Source organism: Variovorax sp. SPNA7 (genome assembly GCF_033807855.1).
GTDB classification, from domain to species: Bacteria; Pseudomonadota; Gammaproteobacteria; order Burkholderiales; family Burkholderiaceae_C; genus Variovorax; species Variovorax beijingensis.
In genome coordinates this window covers 1868534-1889138 of record NZ_CP138513.1, presented here as the reverse complement: position 1 = coordinate 1889138, position 20605 = coordinate 1868534, and the positions used below count along the sequence as shown (strand labels likewise).

Genomic DNA, 20605 nt, shown 5'->3' with positions numbered 1-20605 from the left:
CCAGTTGTCTCCTTGGGTCCTCACGGATCCAATTCAGGGCCTCATCTTCGGATGAGGCCTTTTTTTTCGGCCCCGCCCGTCTTCGATAATGCAGGTCTCATTTCAGGAGACTCTCAATGCAGATCGACGGCAAGGTTTTTATCGTGACCGGTGGCGCTTCGGGCCTCGGCGAAGGCACGGCGCGCATGCTGGCTGCCAACGGCGGCAAGGTGGTGATCGCCGACATGCAGGCCGACAAGGGTGAAGCCGTCGCCAAGGACATCGGCGGCGTGTTCGTCAAGTGCGACGTGAGCCAGGAGGCCGACGGCCAGGCGGCGGTTGCCGCGGCGCAGAAGCTCGGCAAGCTGGTGGGCCTGGTCAACTGCGCGGGCATCGCGCCGGCCGAGAAGACCGTGGGCAAGAACGGCCCGCACGCGCTGGCGGTGTTCAGCAAGACCGTCACGGTCAACCTGATCGGCAGCTTCAACATGATCCGCCTCGCGGCCGATGCCATGAGCAGGAACGAGCCCGAAGCCACGGGCGAGCGCGGCGTGCTGATTTCGACCGCCTCGGTCGCGGCCTACGACGGCCAGATCGGCCAGGCCGCCTACAGCGCCTCCAAGGGCGGCGTGGTCGGCATGACCCTGCCCATCGCGCGCGACCTGGCGCGCAACGGCATCCGCAACATGACCATCGCGCCCGGCATCTTCGGCACGCCCATGCTCTTCGGCATGCCGCAAGAAGTGCAGGACGCGCTCGCCGCCAGCGTGCCCTTCCCTTCCCGCCTGGGCACGCCGGAGGACTACGCCAAGCTCGCCAAGCACATCATCGAGAACGACATGCTCAACGGCGAGGTGATTCGTCTCGACGGAGCGATTCGGCTTCCGCCCCGGTAAGCGGCGGCACCGCCGTGCTGCCGGTGCGGTCCAGCCGCTCGTACTGGGCGATCACCTGGGCGCCCAGCAGCACGAACGTGGCGGCGATCTCCAGGCTCAGCAGCACCACGATGGCCGTGGTGAGCGAGCCGTAGACCACGTTGACCTGCGACAGCGTCGAAAAGTACCAGATCAGCACGCGCCGCGTGGCCTCCCACAGCAGCGCGGCCGTCACGCCGCCCAGCAGCGCATGGCGCAGCGACATGCGGCCGGCCGGCATCACGAGGTAGAGCGAGGTCAGCATGAAGATCTCGCCGCCCAGCCCCAGCAGGTAGAGCAGCAGCCCCGATACCCCCGACAGCGACCAACTGCGGCCCAGCAGGTCGACGCTTTCCTGTCCCACCAGCTGCAGCGCGCCCGACACCAGCGTGACCAGCAGCAGGCCCACGCAGAGGCACAGGATGTAGATATAGGGCATGACCGCCGAGACCAGGAAATGGCGCCGGTGGTCGGCCTTGCGGTGATGGAAGATCACCGCCATCGCGCTCTCGAGCACGCTGAAGGCCAGCGAGCTGAAGAAGATCATGGTCACGAGCAGCACCGGCCCCATCACGTCGCGGTGCTGGAGAAAGTTCGACAGCTCCGTCACGATCGCCTTCGACTGCCCAGGCAGCAGCCATTCGAGATACCGGCCGATGGTGCGCAGCAGCTCGGCCTGCTCGATCAGGTGGGACATCGCGATCACGCTCACGATCAGGAGCGGCACGATGGAAAGCAGGGCGTAGTAGGCCACGGCGCCCGCGAGCAGCAGCCCCTGGTTGGCGCGGAAAGCCTTGAGTGCATCCCAGACGAATCGGAGGGGATGGCGCAACAGCGGCGCGGCATGGTGCAATGGGTTGGGCGTCGTCATCCGTGGGTTCCAGCTGCGGCGAGTATGGCGTCCGCGCACGGGCGTTCGAACGCTTGCGTATGATTTGCCGCTCTTCGCCTACATGACCATCCCCGCTTCATTCATCCAGGAACTCATCGCGCGCGCCGATGTGGTGGAAATCGTCGGGCGCTACGTGCAGCTCAAGAAGGCCGGCGCCAACTTCATGGGCCTGTGCCCGTTCCACGGCGAGAAGTCGCCCTCCTTCTCGGTCAGTCCCACCAAGCAGTTCTATCACTGCTTCGGCTGCGGGGTCCACGGCAACGCCATCGGCTTTCTCATGGAGCACGCGGGCATGGGCTTCGTCGAGGCGGTGCACGACCTCGCCGGCCAGTACGGCCTGCAGGTGCCCGAGGACGACGCCTCTCCCGCCGAACGCGCCCGCGCCGCCAGCCAGCGCCAGAAGCAGGCCACGCTGACCGACGTGCTCGAAAAAGCCGGCGAGGCCTACCGCAAGGCCCTGCGGCAGGCGCCGGGCGCCATCGAATACCTCAAGGGCCGCGGCGTCTCGGGCGAAGTGGCCCGGCAGTTCGGCATCGGCTATGCGCCCGCCGGCTGGCGCGCGCTTGCCAGCGTGTTTCCCGACTACGACGACCCGCTGCTGGCCGAAAGCGGCCTGGTGATCGTCAACACCGAAGACGGCGCCGAGGACGCCAAGCGCTACGACCGCTTCCGCGACCGCGTGATGTTCCCCATCCGCAACGTGAAGGGCGAATGCATCGGCTTCGGCGGCCGGGTGCTCGGCGACGAAAAGCCCAAGTACCTCAACTCGCCCGAAACCCCCGTGTTCAGCAAGGGGCGCGAGCTCTACGGCCTGTACGAGGCCCGCGCCGCCTTCCGCGAGCGCGGCTTTGCGCTGGTGACCGAGGGCTACATGGACGTGGTCGCCCTGGCGCAGCTCGGCTTTCCCAATGCCGTGGCCACGCTCGGCACGGCCTGCACCACCGAGCACGTGCAGAAGCTCTTCCGCTTCACCGAATCGGTGGTGTTCAGCTTCGACGGCGACGCCGCCGGCCGCCGCGCCGCGCGCAAGGCGCTCGACGGCGCCCTGCCCTATGCCACCGACGTGCGCAGCATCAAGTTCCTGTTTCTGCCGGCCGAGCACGACCCCGACAGCTTCATCCGCGAATTCGGCGCCGATGCGTTTGCGCGCTTCATCCAGGAAGCCACGCCGCTGTCGCGCTTCATGCTCGAGGCCGCGCGCGAAGGCTGCGACCTGACCACCGCGGAAGGCCGCGCGCACATGACAAGCAATGTGCGCCCGCTCTGGAGCGCCATGCCCGACGGCGCGCTCAAGCGCCAGCTGCTGAGCGAGATCGCCGCGCTGGTCCAGCTCGACGCCGCGGCGCTCTCCGAACTCTGGGCTTCCACGCCGGGCCCGCGCAGGGCGGCGGCTGCGGCGCCGAGCCAGCGTCAGGGCGAGCCGGGCCACGAGAGCGACTACCCCGACATGCCGCCGCCGGCCGAATACGAGCCGCCGCGCTATGAAAGCGATAGCAAACCGCGCAAATTCACCAAGGGCAAGCGCTGGGGCGGCAAATTCGAGGCGCCGATCGAGCCGCTGCGCGGCCGGGGCAAACCGCCGAGCCGGCCGGATGTGGCGGCGCGGCTGCTGCTGTCCAACATGGCGCAGTGGGACGCGCTGTCGCACGAGCTTCACGTGATGCTGTGCGACCTGCCGGGCCCGCACGGTGCGCTTTTCACCTGGCTCGACAGCCAGCTGCACGAGCACGGCGTGCAGCCGTGGGCGGCGCTTCGCGAAGGCATGCGCGGGCTCGATTTCGAGACGCTGGCCGAGCGCCTCATGAACGTTTCAGAGAGCGCCCCGATTCCCGAGGGCGAGGAAGAGCAGCACCTGGCCGATGCCGCCAAGGAGCTCGCGAGCGTGCTCGACTTCATGCTCGACGATCGGCTGAAGGCCCAGCAGAGCGAGGCCATTGCCGCGGTCGGAAAAGACCCGAAGGCGCTCGAACGCTACAAGGCGCTGGAGGCCAGGCGACTCGAACTGCGCAACCGATTGAACCCGCGCGGTGCAGAAACTGCTTGAAATTTGCGCAATAGGCTATAATGTAAGGCTTCGCAACTGGCGAAATTAGGCAAGAGCGACAGCAGCACCTCCGGGCCGACCCCTAGCGCAACGCACTCCAACGGAAAGAATCCGTCGGAAAGGGTCAATAACCGCAAGGACTGCACACCAAATGTTCGCCCGACATCTTGCCTGACGAGGAATTTCTTCCTCTTTCCCAATTGTTCCGTCTGTGCCTGTGCACGGACCGTGGTGGCGCTGCCGTGTGGCGGTGCGCCTGTGATTCCGCTTGGTCCATCTTGCTGTAACGAGGTCGTATGCCCAGTTCAAAGAAGCCTGCTCCTTCACTCGCCAAAAGCGTCGCCGCGAAGTCTGTCGCAGAAAAACCGTTGAAAGCTGGCGTTATGCCGGCAACTAAGTCGGGTGCCGCCGCTTCCAAATCGGCAGCCGCAACGAAAGTGAAAACCGTGCCCACGAAATCGACCTCCATCGACGATCCGAAAAAAGCTGCCGCCAAGGCAGTTGCCGCCCCTGCCGCCAAGAAAGTAGGCCGCCCGCCCAAGGCCGCCGGCGCTGCTGCGCCCGCCACCGGCGCCAAGCGCGGCCGCAAGCCCAAGGCCGGCAACGAAGCGCCCGAAAGCGACGTCGACCTGTCGGACATCGAGGAAGACCTGGCCGGCGACGAACCGGCAACCGCCACGACCACCGAGGAAAAGGTCAAGCCGCTGCGCATGAAGATCAGCAAGGCGAAGGAACGCGCCTTGATGAAGGAGTTCGGCCTCGACGAGACCGTGCTCTCCGAGGAAGACCTGGCCAAGCGCCGCTCGCGCCTGAAGACGCTGATCACGCTCGGCAAGACCCGCGGCTACCTCACGCACGGCGAAATCTCCGACCACCTGCCCGACAAGCTGGTCGACGCCGAGACCATGGAAGTCGTGGTCACCATGCTCAACGACATGGGCGTGGCGGTGTACGAGCAAACGCCCGACGCCGAGACCCTGCTGCTGAACAACACCGCCCCCACCGCCACCACGGTGGAAGAAGCCGAGGAAGAAGCCGAAGCGGCCCTGTCCACGGTGGACAGCGAATTCGGCCGCACGACCGACCCGGTGCGCATGTACATGCGCGAAATGGGCACGGTCGAGCTGCTCACGCGCGAAGGCGAAATCGAAATCGCCAAGCGCATCGAAGGCGGCCTGATGGCCATGATGGAAGCCATCTCGGCTTCCCCCGCCACCATCGCCGAGATCCTGCGCCTGGCCGCCGACATCCGTGAAGGCAAGGTCGTCATCTCCACCGTTGTGGATGGCTTCTCGAACCCCAACGAGGCCGACGACTACGTGGCCGAGGAAGACTTCGACGAGTTCGACGAGGAAGACGACGACGACGGCAAGGGCGGCTCCAAGGCCCTCACCAAGAAGCTCGAGGAACTCAAGCGCGATGCGCTCGAGCGCTTCGACCGCATCGCCTCCATGTTCGAGAAGGTCCACAAGATCTACGACAAGGAAGGCTACGGCACGCCTGCGTACGAGAAGGCCCAGCAGGCCCTGTCGGACGAGCTCATGACCATCCGCTTCACGGCCAAGACCATCGAGAAGCTGTGCGACCTGGTTCGCACGCAGGTGGACGACGTGCGCAAGAAGGAGCGCGAGCTGCGCCGCATCATCGTGGACAAGTGCGGCTTCCCGCAGGACGAGTTCATCCGCGATTTCTCGGGCTACGACAAGAACGGCAACCGCGTGGCGTCGAACCTGCTGAACCAGAAGTGGGTCGAGAAGCAGGCCGCTGCCGGCAAGCCCTGGAGCGCCGTGCTCGCGCGCAATATTCCGCCGGTGCAGGAACTGCAGCAGAAGCTCGCCGACATCCAGTCGCGCGTGGTGGTGCCGCTGACCCAGCTCAAGGACATCAACAAGCGCATGAACGAGGGCGAATCGTCCTCGCGCGATGCCAAGAAGGAAATGATCGAGGCCAACCTGCGCCTCGTGATCTCCATCGCCAAGAAGTACACCAACCGCGGCCTGCAGTTCCTGGACCTGATTCAGGAAGGCAACATCGGCCTGATGAAGGCGGTCGACAAGTTCGAATACCGCCGCGGCTACAAGTTCTCGACCTACGCCACGTGGTGGATCCGCCAGGCGATCACGCGCTCGATCGCCGACCAGGCGCGCACCATCCGCATCCCGGTGCACATGATCGAGACGATCAACAAGATGAACCGCATCTCGCGCCAGCATCTGCAGGAGTTCGGCTTCGAGCCCGACGCCGGCATCCTGGCCGCGAAGATGGAGATCCCGGAAGACAAGATCCGCAAGATCATGAAGATCGCGAAAGAGCCGATCTCGATGGAAACCCCCATCGGCGACGACGACGATTCGCACCTGGGCGACTTCATCGAGGACAGCAGCAACACGGCGCCCATCGAGGCCGCGATGCAGGCCGGCCTGCGCGACGTGGTCAAGGACATCCTCGACAGCCTCACGCCGCGCGAAGCCAAGGTGCTGCGCATGCGCTTCGGCATCGAGATGTCGACGGACCACACGCTGGAAGAAGTCGGCAAGCAGTTCGACGTGACCCGCGAGCGCATCCGCCAGATCGAGGCGAAGGCCCTGCGCAAGCTCAAGCATCCGTCGCGCTCGGACAAACTGCGCAGCTTCATCGATACTCTGTAATCCGGGTCCCCTGAAGCCACAAGCGCCCGCAGCGCCCCGTCATACGGGCGGCGGGCGCTCTCTTTTGTGCAACGCAAACAAGAAGAATGGAGCAATTGCCATGAATCCCGATGCAGACAAACTCTGGCAGGCCCCGCGCTGGGCACTGGCCGTGCTGCTCGCGGTGCTGGGCATGCTGGGCCCCTTCTCCATCGACACCTACATTCCGGCCTTCTCGGGCATTGCGCGCTCCATCGGCGCCACGCCGGCCGAAATGCAGCAGACGCTTTCGGCCTACCTGTTCGGCTTTGCGTTCATGAACCTGTTCCATGGCGCCCTGTCAGACAGCTTCGGCCGCCGGCCCGTGGTGCTCTGGGGACTTGCCGTGTTCACCATCGCCTCGCTGGGCTGCGCGCTGTCGCAGAACATCGCGCAGCTGGTGCTGTTCCGCGGGCTGCAGGGCCTTTCGACCGGCGCAGGCATCGTGGTGTCGCGCGCCGTGATCCGCGACATGTTCCCGCCGGCCGACGCGCAGCGCGTGATGAGCCAGGTGACCATCTACTTCGGCGTGGCACCGGCCATCGCGCCGATCGTCGGCGGCTTTCTCTTCGTGCATGCCGGCTGGCACGCCATCTTCTGGTTCCTGGTGGCGGTCGGCGTGATCCTGTTCGCGGCCAACTACAAGCTGCTGCCCGAAACCCTGCACCAGAGCCAGCGCCAGCCGTTCCAGGTGCGCCACCTGATGCGCGGCTATTGGGACCTGTGCTCGGATCCGCGCTTCCTGCTGCTCGCGTTCGCGAGCGGCGTTCCGTTCAACGGCATGTTCCTCTACGTGCTGGCCGCGCCGGCCTTTCTCGGCGACCACCTGGCGCTGGCGCCGACGCAGTTCTTCTGGTTCTTCCTGCTGACCATCGGCGGCATCATGTCGGGCGCATGGGCCAGCGGCCGCATGGCGGGCAAGGTGGCGCCCAAGCGGCAGATCCGCGACGGCTTCCTGATCATGCTGGTGACCTCGGTGGTCAACGTCGCGGCCAACGCGCTGTTCACCGCGCACGCGGCCTGGGCCCTTTGGCCGCTGGCGGTGTTCGCGTTCGGCTGGGCGCTGATGGTGCCGGTCGTCACCCTGCTGGTGCTCGACCTCCATCCGGAGCGGCGCGGCATGGCCTCGTCGCTGCAGGCCGTGATCGGTTCCACCGCCAACGGCATCGTGGCCGGCGTGGTGGCGCCGCTGGTCATGCATTCCACGCTCGCATTGGCGCTGACCTCGACGCTGATGCTGGGCATCGGCCTTGTCGCGTGGGTGTGGCTGCACGGGCGGTGGCCCGAGATCGGCCGCCGGGTGGCTGCGGAGGCCTGACGCAATGACCCAGTTTTCCGCCTTGCTGACGCATGCGCGCGCCTGGCTGCCGGGCCGCAACACCGTCGACGCGCGCGAGCGCATGCGCGCCGTGGCCGGCGCTGCAATCGGCCTCGTGATCACGGCGCTGCTGTGCCGCTGGATGGCGCAGGCGGCAGGCATCAGCGTCTGGCTGATCGCACCGATGGGCGCGAGCGCGGTGCTGGTGTTTGCCGTGCCCGCGAGCCCGCTGGCGCAGCCCTGGTCGGTCATTGTCGGCAACACGCTGTCCACGCTCGTTGGCATCGCCTGCGTCCACTGGATACCGGATGCGGCCTGGGCCGCGGCGCTGGCCGTTGGCGCCGCCATCGGGCTGATGTTCGCCACGCGCAGCCTGCATCCGCCAGGCGGCGCCGCGGCGCTGCTGGCCGTGCTGACGCACACCACGGATTTCTCGGCGGCCCTGTTCCCCACCCTGGTGAATTCGCTGCTGCTGGTGCTGGCAGGCGTGGCCTACAACACGCTCACGGGCAGGCGCTATCCGCATGTGCAGGTGGTGCGGCCGCCCTCGGCGGACGCCCGCTTCAGCCAGGCCGACATCGATGCGGTGCTGGCGCGCTACAACCAGGTGCTGGACATCAGCCGCGACGACCTCGAATCGCTGATCCAGCAGACCGAGCTCGAGTCGTACAAGCGGCGGCTCGGCACCCTGCACTGCGCCGACATCATGTCGCGCGACCCGGTGTCGGTGGAGTTCGGCACGCCGCTGCAAGAGGCCTGGATGCTGATGAACCAGCGCCGCATCAAGGCGCTGCCGGTCACCGACCGCACGCGCCGCGTGGTCGGCATCGTCACGCAGGCCGACTTCTTCCGCCAGCTCGACCTGGAGCACCACGAAGGCATTGCCGGCCGGCTGCGCGACCTGATCCGCGCCACGCGCACCGTGGTGTCGAACAAGCCGGAGGTGGTGGGCCAGATCATGACGCGCCAGGTGCGCGTGGCCAGCGCGGACCGCCCGGTGGTCGACCTGGTGCCGCTGTTCTCCGAGGGCGGCCACCACCATATCCCCATCATCGACCATGAAAAGCGGCTCACCGGCATGATCACGCAGTCGGATTTCGTGCGCGCCCTCTACCGTGCCGTGCGGCCGGAGAACTGAAACCTTTCAAGGAGCGTGCATGGCGTGGATCGTTTTGCTGGTGGCGGGGCTGCTCGAAATGGGCTGGGCGATCGGGCTCAAGTACACCGAAGGATTCACCAGGTTCTGGCCGTCCGTCGGCACTGCGATCTCGATGGTGCTCAGCGTGGTGCTGCTGGGCTGGGCGATGCGCTCGCTGCCCGTGGGCACGGCCTATGCGGTGTGGACCGGCATCGGCGCCGTGGGCACGGTGATCCTGGGCATCGTGCTGTTCCATGAGCCCGCCAACGCGGCGCGGCTCATCTGCGTGGGCCTGATCGTCGCGGGCATCCTCGGCCTCAAATTCACGAGCCCGGCCTGAATCGGGTGCTTCATTCCAGCACGACGTTCGCCTTCTTCACCAGCGCCGCATAGCGCGCGGCCTCGCTGCGGAAGTAGCTCGCGGCCTGCTCGGGCGAGGTGGGCTTGATGATGTTGCCCTGCTTGTCCATGGCCTCACGCACCTCGGCGCTCGTGAAGGCCGCGGCCACGGCATCGTGCACGCGCTGGACGTCGGCGGCCTGCATCTTCGGCGGCCCGATCACCGCGAACCAGCCTTCCACGACGTAGTTGGGCAGGCCCTGCTCCGCGATGGTCGGGATGTCGGGCACAGCCAGCGAACGCGCGGGGCCGCACAGGCCGATGGCGCGCAGCGCGCCGCTCTTGAGGTGCGGCTGAACCGCGGGCAGCGCCACCACGCCCATCTCGACCTGGCCCGCGATCATGTCGGTGACCATCGGGCCGGTGCCCTTGTAGGGAATGTGGCGCGCCTTCACCCCGGCCTCTTCCATGAACATCTCGCCGGCCAGGTGGATGATGGTGCCGTTGCCCGACGAGGCGTAGTTGTAGCTCTCGGGCCTGGCACGCAGCAGTGCGACCAGCTCCTTCACGTTCTTGGCGGGCAGCTTGGGGTTCACCACCAGCAGCAGCGGCGTTGCGCCGACCACGCTGATCGGCGTCACGTCGCCGAGCGCGTCGAAGGGCATCTTCTTGTACACGGCCGGATTGATGACGTGGTTGTTCGACACCAGGCCCAGCGTGAGCCCGTCGGGCGCAGCCTTGACGACGACCGAGGTGCCGGTGATGCCGCCCGCGCCCGGCAGGTTCTCGATCACCACCGGCTGGCCGAAGGCCTTGCCGAGCGCGACCGACGCCGCGCGCGCGATGGCGTCCACGCCCGAGCCGGCGCTGATCGGCAGGATGAAGCGGACGGGCTTGTCGGAGCCCTGCGCGAGCGCGGGGCATGCCGCCAGCGCGGCGGCGCAGGTGCCGAAGCCCAGGACGGCGCGGCGGGTCATCGGAGGAAGGATCGTGTGCATGGTCTTTGTCTCTCTTTATGGTTCTTGGAAAAGGCGCTCAGGCGACGGCCGATTCGGCCTGCATCGCGGCCACCTGCGCGTCGCCGTAGCCGAGTTCGGCGAGCAGTTCGCGCGTGTGCTCGCCGAGCGTCGGCGGGTCGAGGCGCACGCCCAGGCGCTCGCCGGCGAGCGTGATCGGGAACAGCGTGGTCTGCGCGGTCTGGCCGGCGCGCTCGCCGTCGGGCAGGCGGATGTCGGCGAGGCCACCGGTCGCCTTCAGGTGCGGATCCTCGTAGAGGTCTTCGGGCCGCACGATGGGCGCGAAAGGCAGACCGCACGCCTCGAAGATCGCCGACAGTTCGGCCGCCGGGCGGTCGGCCAGGCGCTGGCGCAGGTCCGCCAGCAACGTGGGGCGCAGGCGGACCCTGTCGTTGTTGGTGCGCAGGGCCGGGTCGGCCTTCAGGTCGTCGAAGCCCAGCGCGTCGCAGAACACGGTCCATTGCGCGTCGCTCACCGCGGCCAGGAAGATCTGCTCGCCGTCCTTCACGGTGAACACGTCGTACAGCCCCCAGGCCGAGATGCGCTGGGGCATCGGCGCCGCGGCCTGGCCGGTGATCGCGTACTGCAGCATGTGCTGGCCGACCAGGAACACGTTGTTCTCGAACAGCGCCGACTGCACCTCCTGCCCCTTGCCGGTCTGCGCGCGCTGCATCAGCGCGGCCATGGCGCCGATGGCGCCGAACATGCCGCCCATGATGTCGTTCACGCTGGTGCCCGCGCGCAGCGGGTCGCCGGGACGGCCCGTCATGTAGGCCAGGCCGCCCATCATCTGCACCACCTCGTCCAGGGCCGTGCGGTGCTCATAGGGACCGGGCAGGAAGCCCGTGTGGTTGACGTACACCAGGCGCGGGTTGAGCTTGCCAAGCGCGGCATGGCCGAGGCCGTACTTGTCCATGGTGCCGGGCCTGAAGTTCTGCGCCACCACGTCGGCGGTGGCGCACAGGCGCAGCGCCGCTTCGAGCCCCTGCGGGTGGCGCAGGTCGAGCGCGATGCTCTTCTTGTTGCGGTTGAACATCGGAAAGAAACCGGCGCCCGCGCCCAGCAGGTGCCGCGTGCGGTCGCCCTCGATCGGTTCGACCTTGATGACCTCGGCACCGAGGTCGGCCAGCACCATGCCGCAGGTCGGGCCCATGACCATGTGCGTGAACTCGACCACGCGGATGCCCGAGAGCGGCAGGCGTTTTTCTTCGGCCGCCTCGCTCATGCCGCCACTCCGGCAGTCGCCGCGAAAGTTTTCGGGAAGCCCGCGCGCCATACCGTGCCCTGCAGCGTTTCGCCTTCGAGCCAGCCGGCCACGCGCTGTCGCAGGCCAAGCAGCTTCGGCAAGTCGACGCCGGTTGCAATGCCCATGCTCTCGAGCATGAAGACGAGGTCTTCGGTGTCGACGTTGCCGCTCGCGCCCGGCGCGTGCGGGCAGCCGCCGATGCCGGCCAGGCAGGCATCGAAGCGCGCGATGCCGACTTCCAGCGCGGCATACACGTTCGCGAGCCCGAGGCCGCGCGTGTCGTGGAAATGGCCGCACCACAGGCGCTCGCCCGCGATGCGCCGCGCGCGCTCGAACAGGCTGCGGACCATCGCGGGATCGGCATAGCCGACGGTGTCCGCCAGGCCCACGCGGTCGGCGCCCGCGTCGAGCAGCGCCTGCATCAGGCGCAGCACCTCGTCGGGCGCCACATGACCCTGGATCGTGCAGCCGAACGCGGTGCCCACGCCGCCCTCGATCAAGGTCCTGGAGCCCGCGGCGTCGCGCGCGGCACGGATGCGGGCGACCTCGGCCACCACCTCGTCGGGCGTCTTGCGCAAGTTGGCAAGGCTGTGGGCATGGCTGGCCGACAGCGGCACCATCATGAGATCGGCCTCGCCGGCAATGGCCAGTTCCGCGCCGCGCAGGTTGGGCACCAGCACCGAGGCGACGAGCCCCGGCAGCGTCTTTGCAAAGGCCAGCAGTTCGGCCGTGTCGGCCAGCTGCGGCAGCAGGCGCGCGGGCACGAAGGAGCCGACTTCGATCTCGCGCTGGCCGGCGGCATGCGCAGCGCGGATCCATTCGAGCTTCTGGGCGGTGGGCAGGGTTCTGGCGATGCTCTGCAGGCCGTCGCGCAGCCCCACTTCGCGAACGGCCGCGCTGGGCGGCAGGAAGGCGTGAATCAAAACTGGTCTCCGTCGTGAGGGTCGGCGTCGATCTTAGAAGTTCCGATTCACTCCAGAAGGTATATTTTGGAAGCCATTCGATTCCAGAACGGAACATCATGAGAGACCTCGACCTCACTACCCTCCGCCTCTTCGTCGCCGTCTGCGAAACCCGCAGCATTGCGCGTGCGGGCGAGCAGGCCAGCATCGTCGGCTCGGCCATCAGCAAGCGCCTGGCCCAGCTCGAGGACGCCGTCGGCACGCCGCTGCTGCTGCGCAAGCGCCGCGGCGTGGTGCCCACGCCCGCCGGCGAAACGCTGCTCGAGCATGCGCGCGCGATGCTCGGCAGCGCCCACCGCATCGAGCGCGACATGGCCGCCTATGCGGGCGGCGCGCGCGGGCATGTGCGCATCCTGGCCTCGGCCTCGGCGCTGGCCGAATCGCTGGCCGAGGACGTGGCGAACTTCCTGCAGAACCCCGCGCACCGCAACATCCGCGTCGACATGGAAGAGCGCGTCAGCCCCGAGATCGTGCGCGGCATCCGCGAGGGCAGCGCCTCGATCGGCCTGTGCTGGGATGCCGCCGACCTCGAGGGCCTGCAGCGGCGCGACTACCGCACCGACCACCTCGCCATCGTCGCGCACCCCTCGCATCCGGCGGCGCGCCGCGGCCAGGTGCGCTTCGAGGACGTGCTCGGCCATGAGTTCGTCGGCATGCCCGCGCTGAGCGCCGTGCAGCTGATGCTCGCGCGCGAGGCGGCGGTGGCGGGCAAGCCGCTGGTGTACCGCGTGCTGGTGTCCAACTTCGATGCCGCGCTGCGCGTGGTGCGGGCCGGGCTCGCGATCAGCGTGGTGCCGGCCGAAGTGGCGCAGCCCTTCACCGACACCTACGGCCTTCGGCTGATGCCGCTCGCCGATGCCTGGGCGCGCCGCCGCTTCGCGATCTGCTTTCGCGACGAAGCGACGCTGTCGCCCTCGGCGCAATTGCTGGTGGCGCATCTCGAACGGTGCGCGACGGAGCGAGCGACTGCCGGCTAATTCGCTCGAAAATAGAAACTATTCATTGGTGAATACGGGGTTTTTGTTTCCATTCGTGGAACCTAACATTCGGTCTGTCCGCGCTGCCATCCCGCCAACGCCACTCCACCGAAAGACCGAATGTTCCGCAGAACCCTTCTCTCCGCCGCGCTCGGCGCCGCCCTGTCGTTCGCCGCCCTGGCGGCCCACGCCGCCGAGCCGCTCAAGCTCGACGTGTACAACCCCGGTGCCAAGTCGATGTTCCCGGTGTCTTCCGAACTGGTCACGGGCCAGACCGATGCCGTGCTGATCGACGCGCAGTTCCAGCGCAACGACGCCGAAGCGCTGGTGCAGAAGATCAAGGCCAGCGGCAAGAAGCTGACCACGGTCTACATCAGCCACAGCGACCCCGACTACTACTTCGGCCTCGACGTGATCCAGGCCGCATTCCCCGACGCAAAGATCGTCGCCACGCCGCAGACCGTGGCCGCGATCCAGGCCTCCAAGGACGGCAAGCTCGCGCACTGGGGCCCGATCCTGAAGGACAACGCGCCCAAGGCGCTGGTCGTGCCCGAGCCGCTGGCCGGCGACAGCATCACGATCGAAGGCCGCAAGATCCAGGTCGTCGGCCTCGACGGCCCCACGCCCGAACGCAGCTTTGCATGGATCCCCTCGCTCAAGGCGGTGGTCGGCGGCATTCCGGTTTCGGCCAACATCCATGTGTGGGTGGCCGACACGCAGACGCCCGCCTCGCGCCGCGACTGGATCAAGACGCTCGGCCGCATCGAGGCGCTGCGCCCGAAGACCGTGGTGCCCGGCCACTACGAGCCGAATGCCGACGGCAGCGCGCCCTATTCGGTGGCCGCGGTGAAGTTCACGCGCGCCTACCTGCAGGCCTTCGAGACCGAAGCCGCCAAGGCCAAGGGCTCGGCCGCGCTCATCGCCGCCATGCAGAAGCGCTACCCGAAGCTGACGCACGCCTCGTCGCTCGAGCTGAGCGCCAAGGTCATCAAGGGAGAAATGAAATGGCCGCAGTGAACGACAACCCATCGGCAGCAGGCACGACGCTGCACTACATCTTCGATCCGATGTGCGGCTGGTGCTATGCGGCCGCGCCGCTGGTCGAGGCGGCGCGCGGCGTGCCGGGCCTCAAGGTCGCGTTCCACGGCGGCGGCATGATGACCGGCGCCAACCGGCGCGCGATCACGCCGCAATGGCGCAACTACGTGATGCCGCACGACCGCCGCATTGCCGAGCTCACGGGCCAGCCCTTCGGCGAAGCGTACTTCGACGGCCTTCTGCGCGACACCGGCGCGGTGATGGACTCCGAGCCGCCGACCACCGCGGTGCTCGCGGCCGAGGCGCTGCGCGAGGGTGGCGGCCTCGACATGATCCATCGACTGCAGCGCGCGCACTATGTCGAAGGCCGGCGCGTTGCCGATGCGGATGTGCTCGCGACGTTGGCAGCGGAGCTCGGTTTCGATCGAGGCGACTTCGCATCGGCTTTCTCGCGCCTCGCCGGCGAAGCGACCTCCCGGCACATCGCCGCAAGCCGCCAGTTGCTGCAGCGCGCGGGCGGCCAGGGCTTTCCGACCTTCGTGCTGGTGCAGGCCGATGGCGGCGCGAGCCGCGTCGACGTCGGCCCCTGGCTCGGGCGCGCGGATGAGTGGAAGGCGCAGCTCGCCACGCTCGTGGTGCCCTCGCCTGCCACGGCGGCGGCGGGCGCCGGCCCGGCGTCATGCGGACCCGACAGCTGCGCAATCTGAGAAGCCGTTCAGCCCCGCCGCGCTACCTGCTGCACTGGAAGCTCGCCGCCTGCGACACATCGCCACTCGTGTAGCGCGGCCACAGCGGCCATTCGCACAGCGGTCGCGCACGCACGACCTTGAACGGCGGCTGCACTTCCTGTTCGACGAGCTGCAGCCCACTCGGTGCGCGGCCTCGCTCGACCCAGTCGGCCAGTGCGTCGAGCATGTCGACGTTGGCCGGCGCACCGCTGCCCACATGGTCGACGCCGGGCGCGGTGTACAGGCGCAGGAAGCGGTCCGCGTTGTCGCGGCCCATGCGGGCGACGACCGACTCGTAGTAGCGGATGCCTGCGAACGGGCTCTGCGCATAGTCGGCCATGTGCTCGAGCATCAGCAGCTTGCCGCCGCGCGCGTGGAAGGCGCCCAGGTCGGGGTTCGTCGAATCCATCAGCTGCGACACGGTGGCAATGCGCGCGGCAAAGTCTTCCGCGCGGTAGCTGCGCACGTCGAGCGATGGATTGCGCGCATAGAAATACTGCAGCGCCCCGCTGCCGTAGAACCATGCGATGCCGTTGCTCGGCTGCGGCGGCACGGTCGGCGCGCTGGTGCCGGTCCACCACGCGTTCCATCCGCCCATCGACGCGAACGCCGGCGTCGCCTCGCCACCGATGCCCCAGCCCGGGTACTCGGCGACGCCATGGGCCAGCGGCACGGGCGAGCGCCACGGCGAACGCAAGGTGCGCACCGCCTGCACCTGCGCATCGTTCAGGCAGTTGTCGCCGCTGGTGCCGGCCGCACAGCGCAGGCTCGCCGGATCGAAGCGCTGCAGGCAGGCCACCGGGTTCGACACGATGCGATCCGGCGCGCCGTCCGCCGCGTCGCACGATGCGAGCACCGCGTTGTGCACCAGCTGCACCTGCGCGGGCCGCAGCCACCCTTCGCCGAAGGTGGCGATGCCGTTGCGCGTGCCGGCATGCTGAAGCCCGGTCCAGTTGATGACCGGCACACGGCTGAAGATGCCGTCGAAGTCCTGCGGATAGCGCTGCGCCATCGTCAGCGCCTCGCGCCCACCTTCGGAGCTGCCCATGAAGTACAGCTTCTGCGGCGCCTGCCCATAGGCGCGCTGCATCAGCGCCACCGCCACGTCGCGCACCTTCTTGTACGAGGCGTGGGCGAAATTCACCAGCGCCTCGTCGTTGAGCGCAAAGGCCTGCGGCGGTTGGCCAGCCACGTTCTGGTGGCCGGAGTCGGTGCCGTAGGTCACGTAGCCTTGTGCGAGCGGTGTCGGCAGGTCGAAGCGCGCGGCCGGCACCAGCGCAAGGCCGGTGATCAGCGTGCCGTTGAAACCGCCGCCGCCGTACTGCACGCTGCGCCCGTTCCATGCGAGCGGCAGGTTGATTCGGAACAGGATCGGCGGGGCCGCGGCATCGAGCGGGGCAATGCGGCCCAGCAGGCGGCAGTGCGCAGGCGTTGCCGGCGTGATGCGCGCAGCCGGGCTGGGGCCGCGCCCGGCGACGGCAACGGCCGTGGCGGGAACGAGCGTGGCCGAATCGACCGTTGCCGCGCCGCTCGGCAGGCCGATGGCTGCGGGCGCGATTGCAGCGGCGGCAAGCGCCGCACAGGCCGCCGCCGGATCGGCGCCAAGGCCGAGGCTCTTCGGGCCGGTGGTGCCGCAAGCGGAGAGCAACGCGGCGGCCGCCAGCATGGCGCCCCCGCTGAACACTGTCTTCGGGATCGCCATTTGTCTGTCTCCTAGTTGTTCGTCGGGCCGCTAGCGCGCCACGCCCAGCAGTCGTTCGAGCACTTGCGGCTGGCTGCGCAATGCCGCGGCGCTGTCGGTGTGCACGATGGTGCCGTGGTCGAGCACCACCGCGTGGTCGGAAATCGCGAGGATCGCCTGCGGATGCTGCTCCACGATGATCGCGGCCAGCCCCTCGTCCTGCGTGATGCGGCGGATGGCGCGCAGCAGTTCCTCCACGATGATCGGCGCCAGCCCTTCGAGCGGTTCGTCGAGCAGCAGCAGCTTCGGATTGAGCACCAGCGCGCGGCCCACGGCCAGCATCTGCTGCTCGCCGCCCGAGAGCTGCGTGCCCAGGTTGGTCTTGCGCTCGGCCAGGCGCGGGAACATCTCGTAGACGCGCTGCGGGTTCCACTTTCCGGGCCGCTCCACCGCCGTGAGGTTCTCGTGCACCGTGAGCGACTTGAAGATGTTGCGCTCCTGCGGCACCCAGCCGATGCCGGCCGCCGCGCGCTGGTGCGGCGCGAGCTTGTGCAGCGCCAGGCCGCCCAGCGAAATGCTGCCGCCATGTTGCCGCGTCGCGCCCGCCAGCGTGTTGATCAGCGTGGTCTTGCCCGTGCCGTTGCGGCCCAGCAGCGCCAGCGTCTGCCCTTCGCCGAGCGCGAAGGCCACGTCGTGCAGCACCACGGCCTCGCCGTAGCCCGCGCTCAGGTTTTCGATGCGCAATAGCTCAGACATGGGCGTGCTCTCCATGGCCCAGGTAGACCTCTTTCACCTTCGGATCGTTGGCGATGGTTTCGGGATCGCCCTCGGTCAGCAGCGTGCCGTTGACCAGCACCGTCATGCGGTCGGCAAAGCTGAACACCAGGTCCATGTCGTGCTCGATCAAGAGCACCGACACATCGGCCGGCAATGCGGCCACCGTCTGCAGCAGCTCCTCGCGCTCGCCGGCGGGCACGCCCGCCACGGGTTCGTCGAGCAGCAGCACGCGCGGCTCGCAGGCCAGTGCAATCGCAATCTCCAGCAGGCGGCGCTTGCCGTAGGCCATGAATTTCGTCTGCTGCTGCGCCACGTCGCCGAGGTGGAACTGCTCCAGCAGCTGCGCCGCGCGCTCCGTCACGGCCTTGCCGGACCCCAGCGGGCGCCACCATTGCGAGGCGATGCCCTGGTGCTGCGACACGACGAGCGCCAGCGTTTCGAGCGGCGTCATCGAGTCGAACAGCTGGTTGATCTGGAAGGTGCGCACCAGCCCGCGCGCCACGCGCTTGTGCGGCGCGAGCGTGGTGATGTCTTCGCCGAGCAGCGAGATGCGGCCTTCGGTGGGTACGAGCACGCCCGTCAGCAGGTTGATGAGCGTGGTCTTGCCGGCACCGTTGGGGCCGATCAGCGCATGGCGCGCGCCGCGCTTGAGCTCCATCGTGACGTTGTTGGTGGCCGTGATGCCGCCGAAGCGCATCACCAGGCCCTGCGTCGAAAGCACGGTCTCGGTCATGCGGCACCGCCCCTCTTCTTGTTGCCCAGCCAGGTCCATGGCTTGAGCACGCGATCGCGCCCCACGAGCACCAGCAGCACCAGCAGGAGGCCGATCCAGAACATCCAGTACTGCGGCGTCACGGCCGAGAGCCAGTTCTGCAGCAGCTTGAAGACGATGGCGCCCGCCACGCCGCCATAGAGCCAGCCCACGCCGCCGATCACCAGCATCAGCAGCACGTCGGCCGAACGGTCGAAGGCCAGCACGTCGAGCGAGGCAAAGCCCGTGGTCTGCGCCAGCAGCGCGCCCGCGGCGCCGGCAATGCCGGCCGCCACGGTGTAGATGACCACGAGCCGCGACACCACCGGAATGCCGATGGCCATGGCGCGCAGCCGGTTGTCGCGGATGGCCTTGAGCGTGGCGCCGAAGGGCGAATGCACGATGCGCCGCATCACCAGGAACAGCAGCAGCATCACGGCCAGCGAATACCAGGCCGCCGTGCGGCCGTAGAGGTCGAACTCGAACAGGCCGAGCACCGGCCCCATCACCACGCCCTGCAGCCCGTCGGCGCCGCCGGTGAGCCAGTCGAGCTTGTTGGCGAGTTCGAGCAAGAGCAGCGCGGTGCCCAGCGTGACCATCAGCCGCGTGAGGTCGCTGCCGCGCAGGATCGTGACGCTGGCCACCAGGCCGAGCACGGCCGAGAGCACGGTGGCCACGATCAGCCCCACGGTCGGGTCCGGCATCACGAGCTTGGCGAACAGCGCCGCGGTGTAGGCGCCGAAGCCGAAGAAGGCCGCATGGCCGAGCGAGACGATGCCGGTGTAGCCGAGGATCAGGTCGAGCGACATCGCGAACAGCGCGACGATGGCGATCTCGTTGACCAACAGCGAATGCGAAGGCATGAGGAACGGCAGCGCAAAGGCCACGGTCCACACCACGAATTCGAGCGGGCGCCAGCGCGCCTTGTGCAGCAGGGCCGATTGGTACGTTGAAGGCTCGTTCATTCAGCGGCCTCCCTTGCGGGTGAACAAGCCTTGGGGCCGCCACATCAATATCAAGATCATGAGCAGGTAGACGGTGAAAGCGCCCATCTTCGGAATGAAGTACTTGCCTGCCACGTCGGCAATGCCGAGCAGCAGCGCGGCCGCGAGCGGCCCGGTGATCGACGAGGTGCCGCCGACCGACACCACGATCAGGAAATAGATCATGTACTTGAGCGGAAAGGTCGGATCGAGTCCTAGGATCTCGGCGCCCAGCGCGCCGCCCAGCCCCGCGAGCCCGGAGCCGACCGCGAAGGTCAGCAGGAACACGATGTTGACGTTGATGCCCAGCCCTGCGGCCACGCGCGGATCGTCGACCGCGGCGCGCAGCCGGCTGCCAAAGCGCGTCTTCGACAAAATGAGCTGAAGCACCACCGTGAGCACGGCGCACACGGCGATGATGAAGAGCCGGTAGTGCCCCATGCCAAGCAGCAGTGCGCCGTCGCCGACTTCGGTGCGCCCGCGCAGCCATTCGGGCAGTTGCACGTTCTGCTGCGAAGAGCCGACGAAGTAGTCGACCGCCGCCACCGCCATGAATGCGAGGCCGATGGAAAACAGCACCTGGTCGAGGTGCGGCTTGCCGTACATCGGCCGGTAGAGCGTGCGCTCCAGCAGCGCCCCGGCCAGCGCCACCACGATGAACGCGAGCGGCAGGCAGGCCAGGAATGGCACGCCGAGCTTCTGCATCGCAAACACGGTGAGATAGCCGCCCGCCATGGCAAAGGCGCCGTGCGCGAGGTTGATGAAGTTCATCAGCCCGAGCGTCACGGCCAGCCCCACGGCGAGCACGAAGAGCAGCATGCCGTAGGCGATGCCGTCGAAAAGGATGGTCAGCATGTCATTGTTCCGCTACGGCGTTTTGCTTTGGCTCGCGAGTTATTTCGGTTCTTGTTCGAGGCGCGCTTGTTCGGGGCGCGTGCACAGGCCACCGGGTACTCCCCTCCGCGAATGTCCCCCGCCTTCGGCTCCTCCTTTATTTCGCTGCGGGGAGCACCCGATGCCCTGTGCACCTGGGCACGCTGCTGGTGTACCGCTGATCAACGACTGCTCTGAATCACGCTCCCGCTGATGGGGTGCCTTGCGCAGCGAAATAAAGGAGGAGGCCGCAGGCCGGGGGACATTCGCGGAGCAAGGTACC

Annotated in this window: 17 protein-coding genes and 1 pseudogene; 9 read left to right on the top strand and 9 right to left on the bottom strand. The window is 67.8% G+C overall.

Annotated elements, in window-relative coordinates:
* The first annotated feature begins 116 nt into the window (after window positions 1–116).
* On the top strand, window positions 117–875 hold the full coding sequence (locus RZE77_RS08700; RefSeq protein ID WP_319441506.1) for a 3-hydroxyacyl-CoA dehydrogenase: 759 nt from the start codon (window positions 117–119) through the stop codon (window positions 873–875).
* Here the strand turns inward: RZE77_RS08700 and RZE77_RS08695 are convergent.
* The gene (locus RZE77_RS08695; RefSeq protein ID WP_319441505.1) at window positions 823–1764 is read right to left on the bottom strand and encodes a YihY/virulence factor BrkB family protein; all 942 of its coding nucleotides are present in this window, start codon (window positions 1762–1764) and stop codon (window positions 823–825) included. The two genes, RZE77_RS08700 and RZE77_RS08695, sit on opposite strands and share 53 nt — an antisense overlap.
* 82 nt (window positions 1765–1846) lie before the next feature.
* Here RZE77_RS08695 and dnaG point away from each other — a divergent pair, with 82 nt between their 5' ends.
* From dnaG to sugE, 5 genes are all read left to right on the top strand, one after another.
* Window positions 1847–3829, top strand: a complete 1983-nt coding sequence (dnaG, locus tag RZE77_RS08690) for a DNA primase (RefSeq protein ID WP_319441504.1) — start codon at window positions 1847–1849, stop codon at window positions 3827–3829.
* Window positions 3830–4125: 296 nt separating this feature from the next.
* On the top strand, window positions 4126–6477 hold the full coding sequence (gene rpoD, locus RZE77_RS08685) for an RNA polymerase sigma factor RpoD (protein WP_319441503.1): 2352 nt from the start codon (window positions 4126–4128) through the stop codon (window positions 6475–6477).
* Window positions 6478–6577: 100 nt separating this feature from the next.
* On the top strand, window positions 6578–7813 hold the full coding sequence (locus RZE77_RS08680; protein WP_319441502.1) for a multidrug effflux MFS transporter: 1236 nt from the start codon (window positions 6578–6580) through the stop codon (window positions 7811–7813).
* Between the two features lie 4 nt (window positions 7814–7817).
* The gene (locus RZE77_RS08675) at window positions 7818–8951 is read left to right on the top strand and encodes an HPP family protein (RefSeq protein WP_319441501.1); all 1134 of its coding nucleotides are present in this window, start codon (window positions 7818–7820) and stop codon (window positions 8949–8951) included.
* 19 nt (window positions 8952–8970) lie between these two features.
* Window positions 8971–9291 carry a quaternary ammonium compound efflux SMR transporter SugE gene (sugE, locus tag RZE77_RS08670; protein WP_319441500.1) on the top strand — a complete coding sequence of 107 codons (321 nt, stop codon included), beginning with the start codon at window positions 8971–8973 and terminating at the stop codon, window positions 9289–9291.
* 10 nt (window positions 9292–9301) lie between these two features.
* Here sugE and RZE77_RS08665 read toward each other — a convergent pair whose 3' ends face one another.
* The 3 genes from RZE77_RS08665 to RZE77_RS08655 are packed head-to-tail and all read right to left on the bottom strand — an operon-like array spanning window position 9302 to window position 12475.
* Window positions 9302–10288 carry a tripartite tricarboxylate transporter substrate binding protein gene (locus RZE77_RS08665; RefSeq protein WP_319441499.1) on the bottom strand — a complete coding sequence of 329 codons (987 nt, stop codon included), beginning with the start codon at window positions 10286–10288 and terminating at the stop codon, window positions 9302–9304.
* 37 nt (window positions 10289–10325) lie between these two features.
* Window positions 10326–11531 carry a CaiB/BaiF CoA transferase family protein gene (locus tag RZE77_RS08660; protein WP_319441498.1) on the bottom strand — a complete coding sequence of 402 codons (1206 nt, stop codon included), beginning with the start codon at window positions 11529–11531 and terminating at the stop codon, window positions 10326–10328.
* Window positions 11528–12475: a hydroxymethylglutaryl-CoA lyase gene (locus RZE77_RS08655; protein WP_319441497.1), complete on the bottom strand. Its 948-nt coding sequence runs from the start codon at window positions 12473–12475 to the stop codon at window positions 11528–11530. Before RZE77_RS08655 ends, RZE77_RS08660 begins: the two co-directional genes overlap by 4 nt.
* 98 nt (window positions 12476–12573) lie before the next feature.
* Between RZE77_RS08655 and RZE77_RS08650 the strand changes: the two genes are divergently transcribed.
* The 3 genes and pseudogenes from RZE77_RS08650 to RZE77_RS08640 all read left to right on the top strand — a co-directional run bounded on the left by RZE77_RS08650 (window position 12574) and on the right by RZE77_RS08640 (window position 15236).
* Window positions 12574–13491, top strand: coding sequence for a LysR family transcriptional regulator (locus tag RZE77_RS08650; protein WP_319441496.1), 918 nt, complete (start codon window positions 12574–12576; stop codon window positions 13489–13491).
* A gap of 120 nt (window positions 13492–13611) precedes the next feature.
* Window positions 13612–14502: pseudogene (locus tag RZE77_RS08645) on the top strand (MBL fold metallo-hydrolase); the annotation flags it as partial.
* Window positions 14496–15236 carry a DsbA family protein gene (locus RZE77_RS08640; RefSeq protein WP_319441495.1) on the top strand — a complete coding sequence of 247 codons (741 nt, stop codon included), beginning with the start codon at window positions 14496–14498 and terminating at the stop codon, window positions 15234–15236. The pseudogene RZE77_RS08645 and the gene RZE77_RS08640, both read left to right, overlap by 7 nt.
* Before the next feature lie 22 nt (window positions 15237–15258).
* Here the strand turns inward: RZE77_RS08640 and RZE77_RS08635 are convergent, their stop codons facing one another.
* Genes RZE77_RS08635 through RZE77_RS08615 form a run of 5 tightly spaced genes read right to left on the bottom strand, consistent with a single transcriptional unit; the run spans window position 15259 to window position 20304 of the window.
* A complete protein-coding gene (locus tag RZE77_RS08635; protein ID WP_319441494.1) occupies window positions 15259–16959 on the bottom strand; it encodes a tannase/feruloyl esterase family alpha/beta hydrolase in 1701 nt (566 codons plus the stop codon).
* Window positions 16960–16989: 30 nt separating this feature from the next.
* Window positions 16990–17694: an ABC transporter ATP-binding protein gene (locus RZE77_RS08630; RefSeq protein ID WP_319441493.1), complete on the bottom strand. Its 705-nt coding sequence runs from the start codon at window positions 17692–17694 to the stop codon at window positions 16990–16992.
* Entirely contained in the window at window positions 17687–18448 is a 762-nt protein-coding gene (locus RZE77_RS08625; protein WP_319441492.1) for an ABC transporter ATP-binding protein, read from the bottom strand. Before RZE77_RS08625 ends, RZE77_RS08630 begins: the two co-directional genes overlap by 8 nt.
* Complete coding sequence (locus tag RZE77_RS08620; protein WP_319441491.1) at window positions 18445–19431, bottom strand: branched-chain amino acid ABC transporter permease; 987 nt, start codon at window positions 19429–19431, stop codon at window positions 18445–18447. The genes RZE77_RS08625 and RZE77_RS08620 overlap by 4 nt, the downstream gene beginning before the upstream one ends.
* Entirely contained in the window at window positions 19432–20304 is an 873-nt protein-coding gene (locus tag RZE77_RS08615) for a branched-chain amino acid ABC transporter permease (protein ID WP_319431128.1), read from the bottom strand.
* Between the last annotated feature and the right edge of the window lie 301 nt (window positions 20305–20605).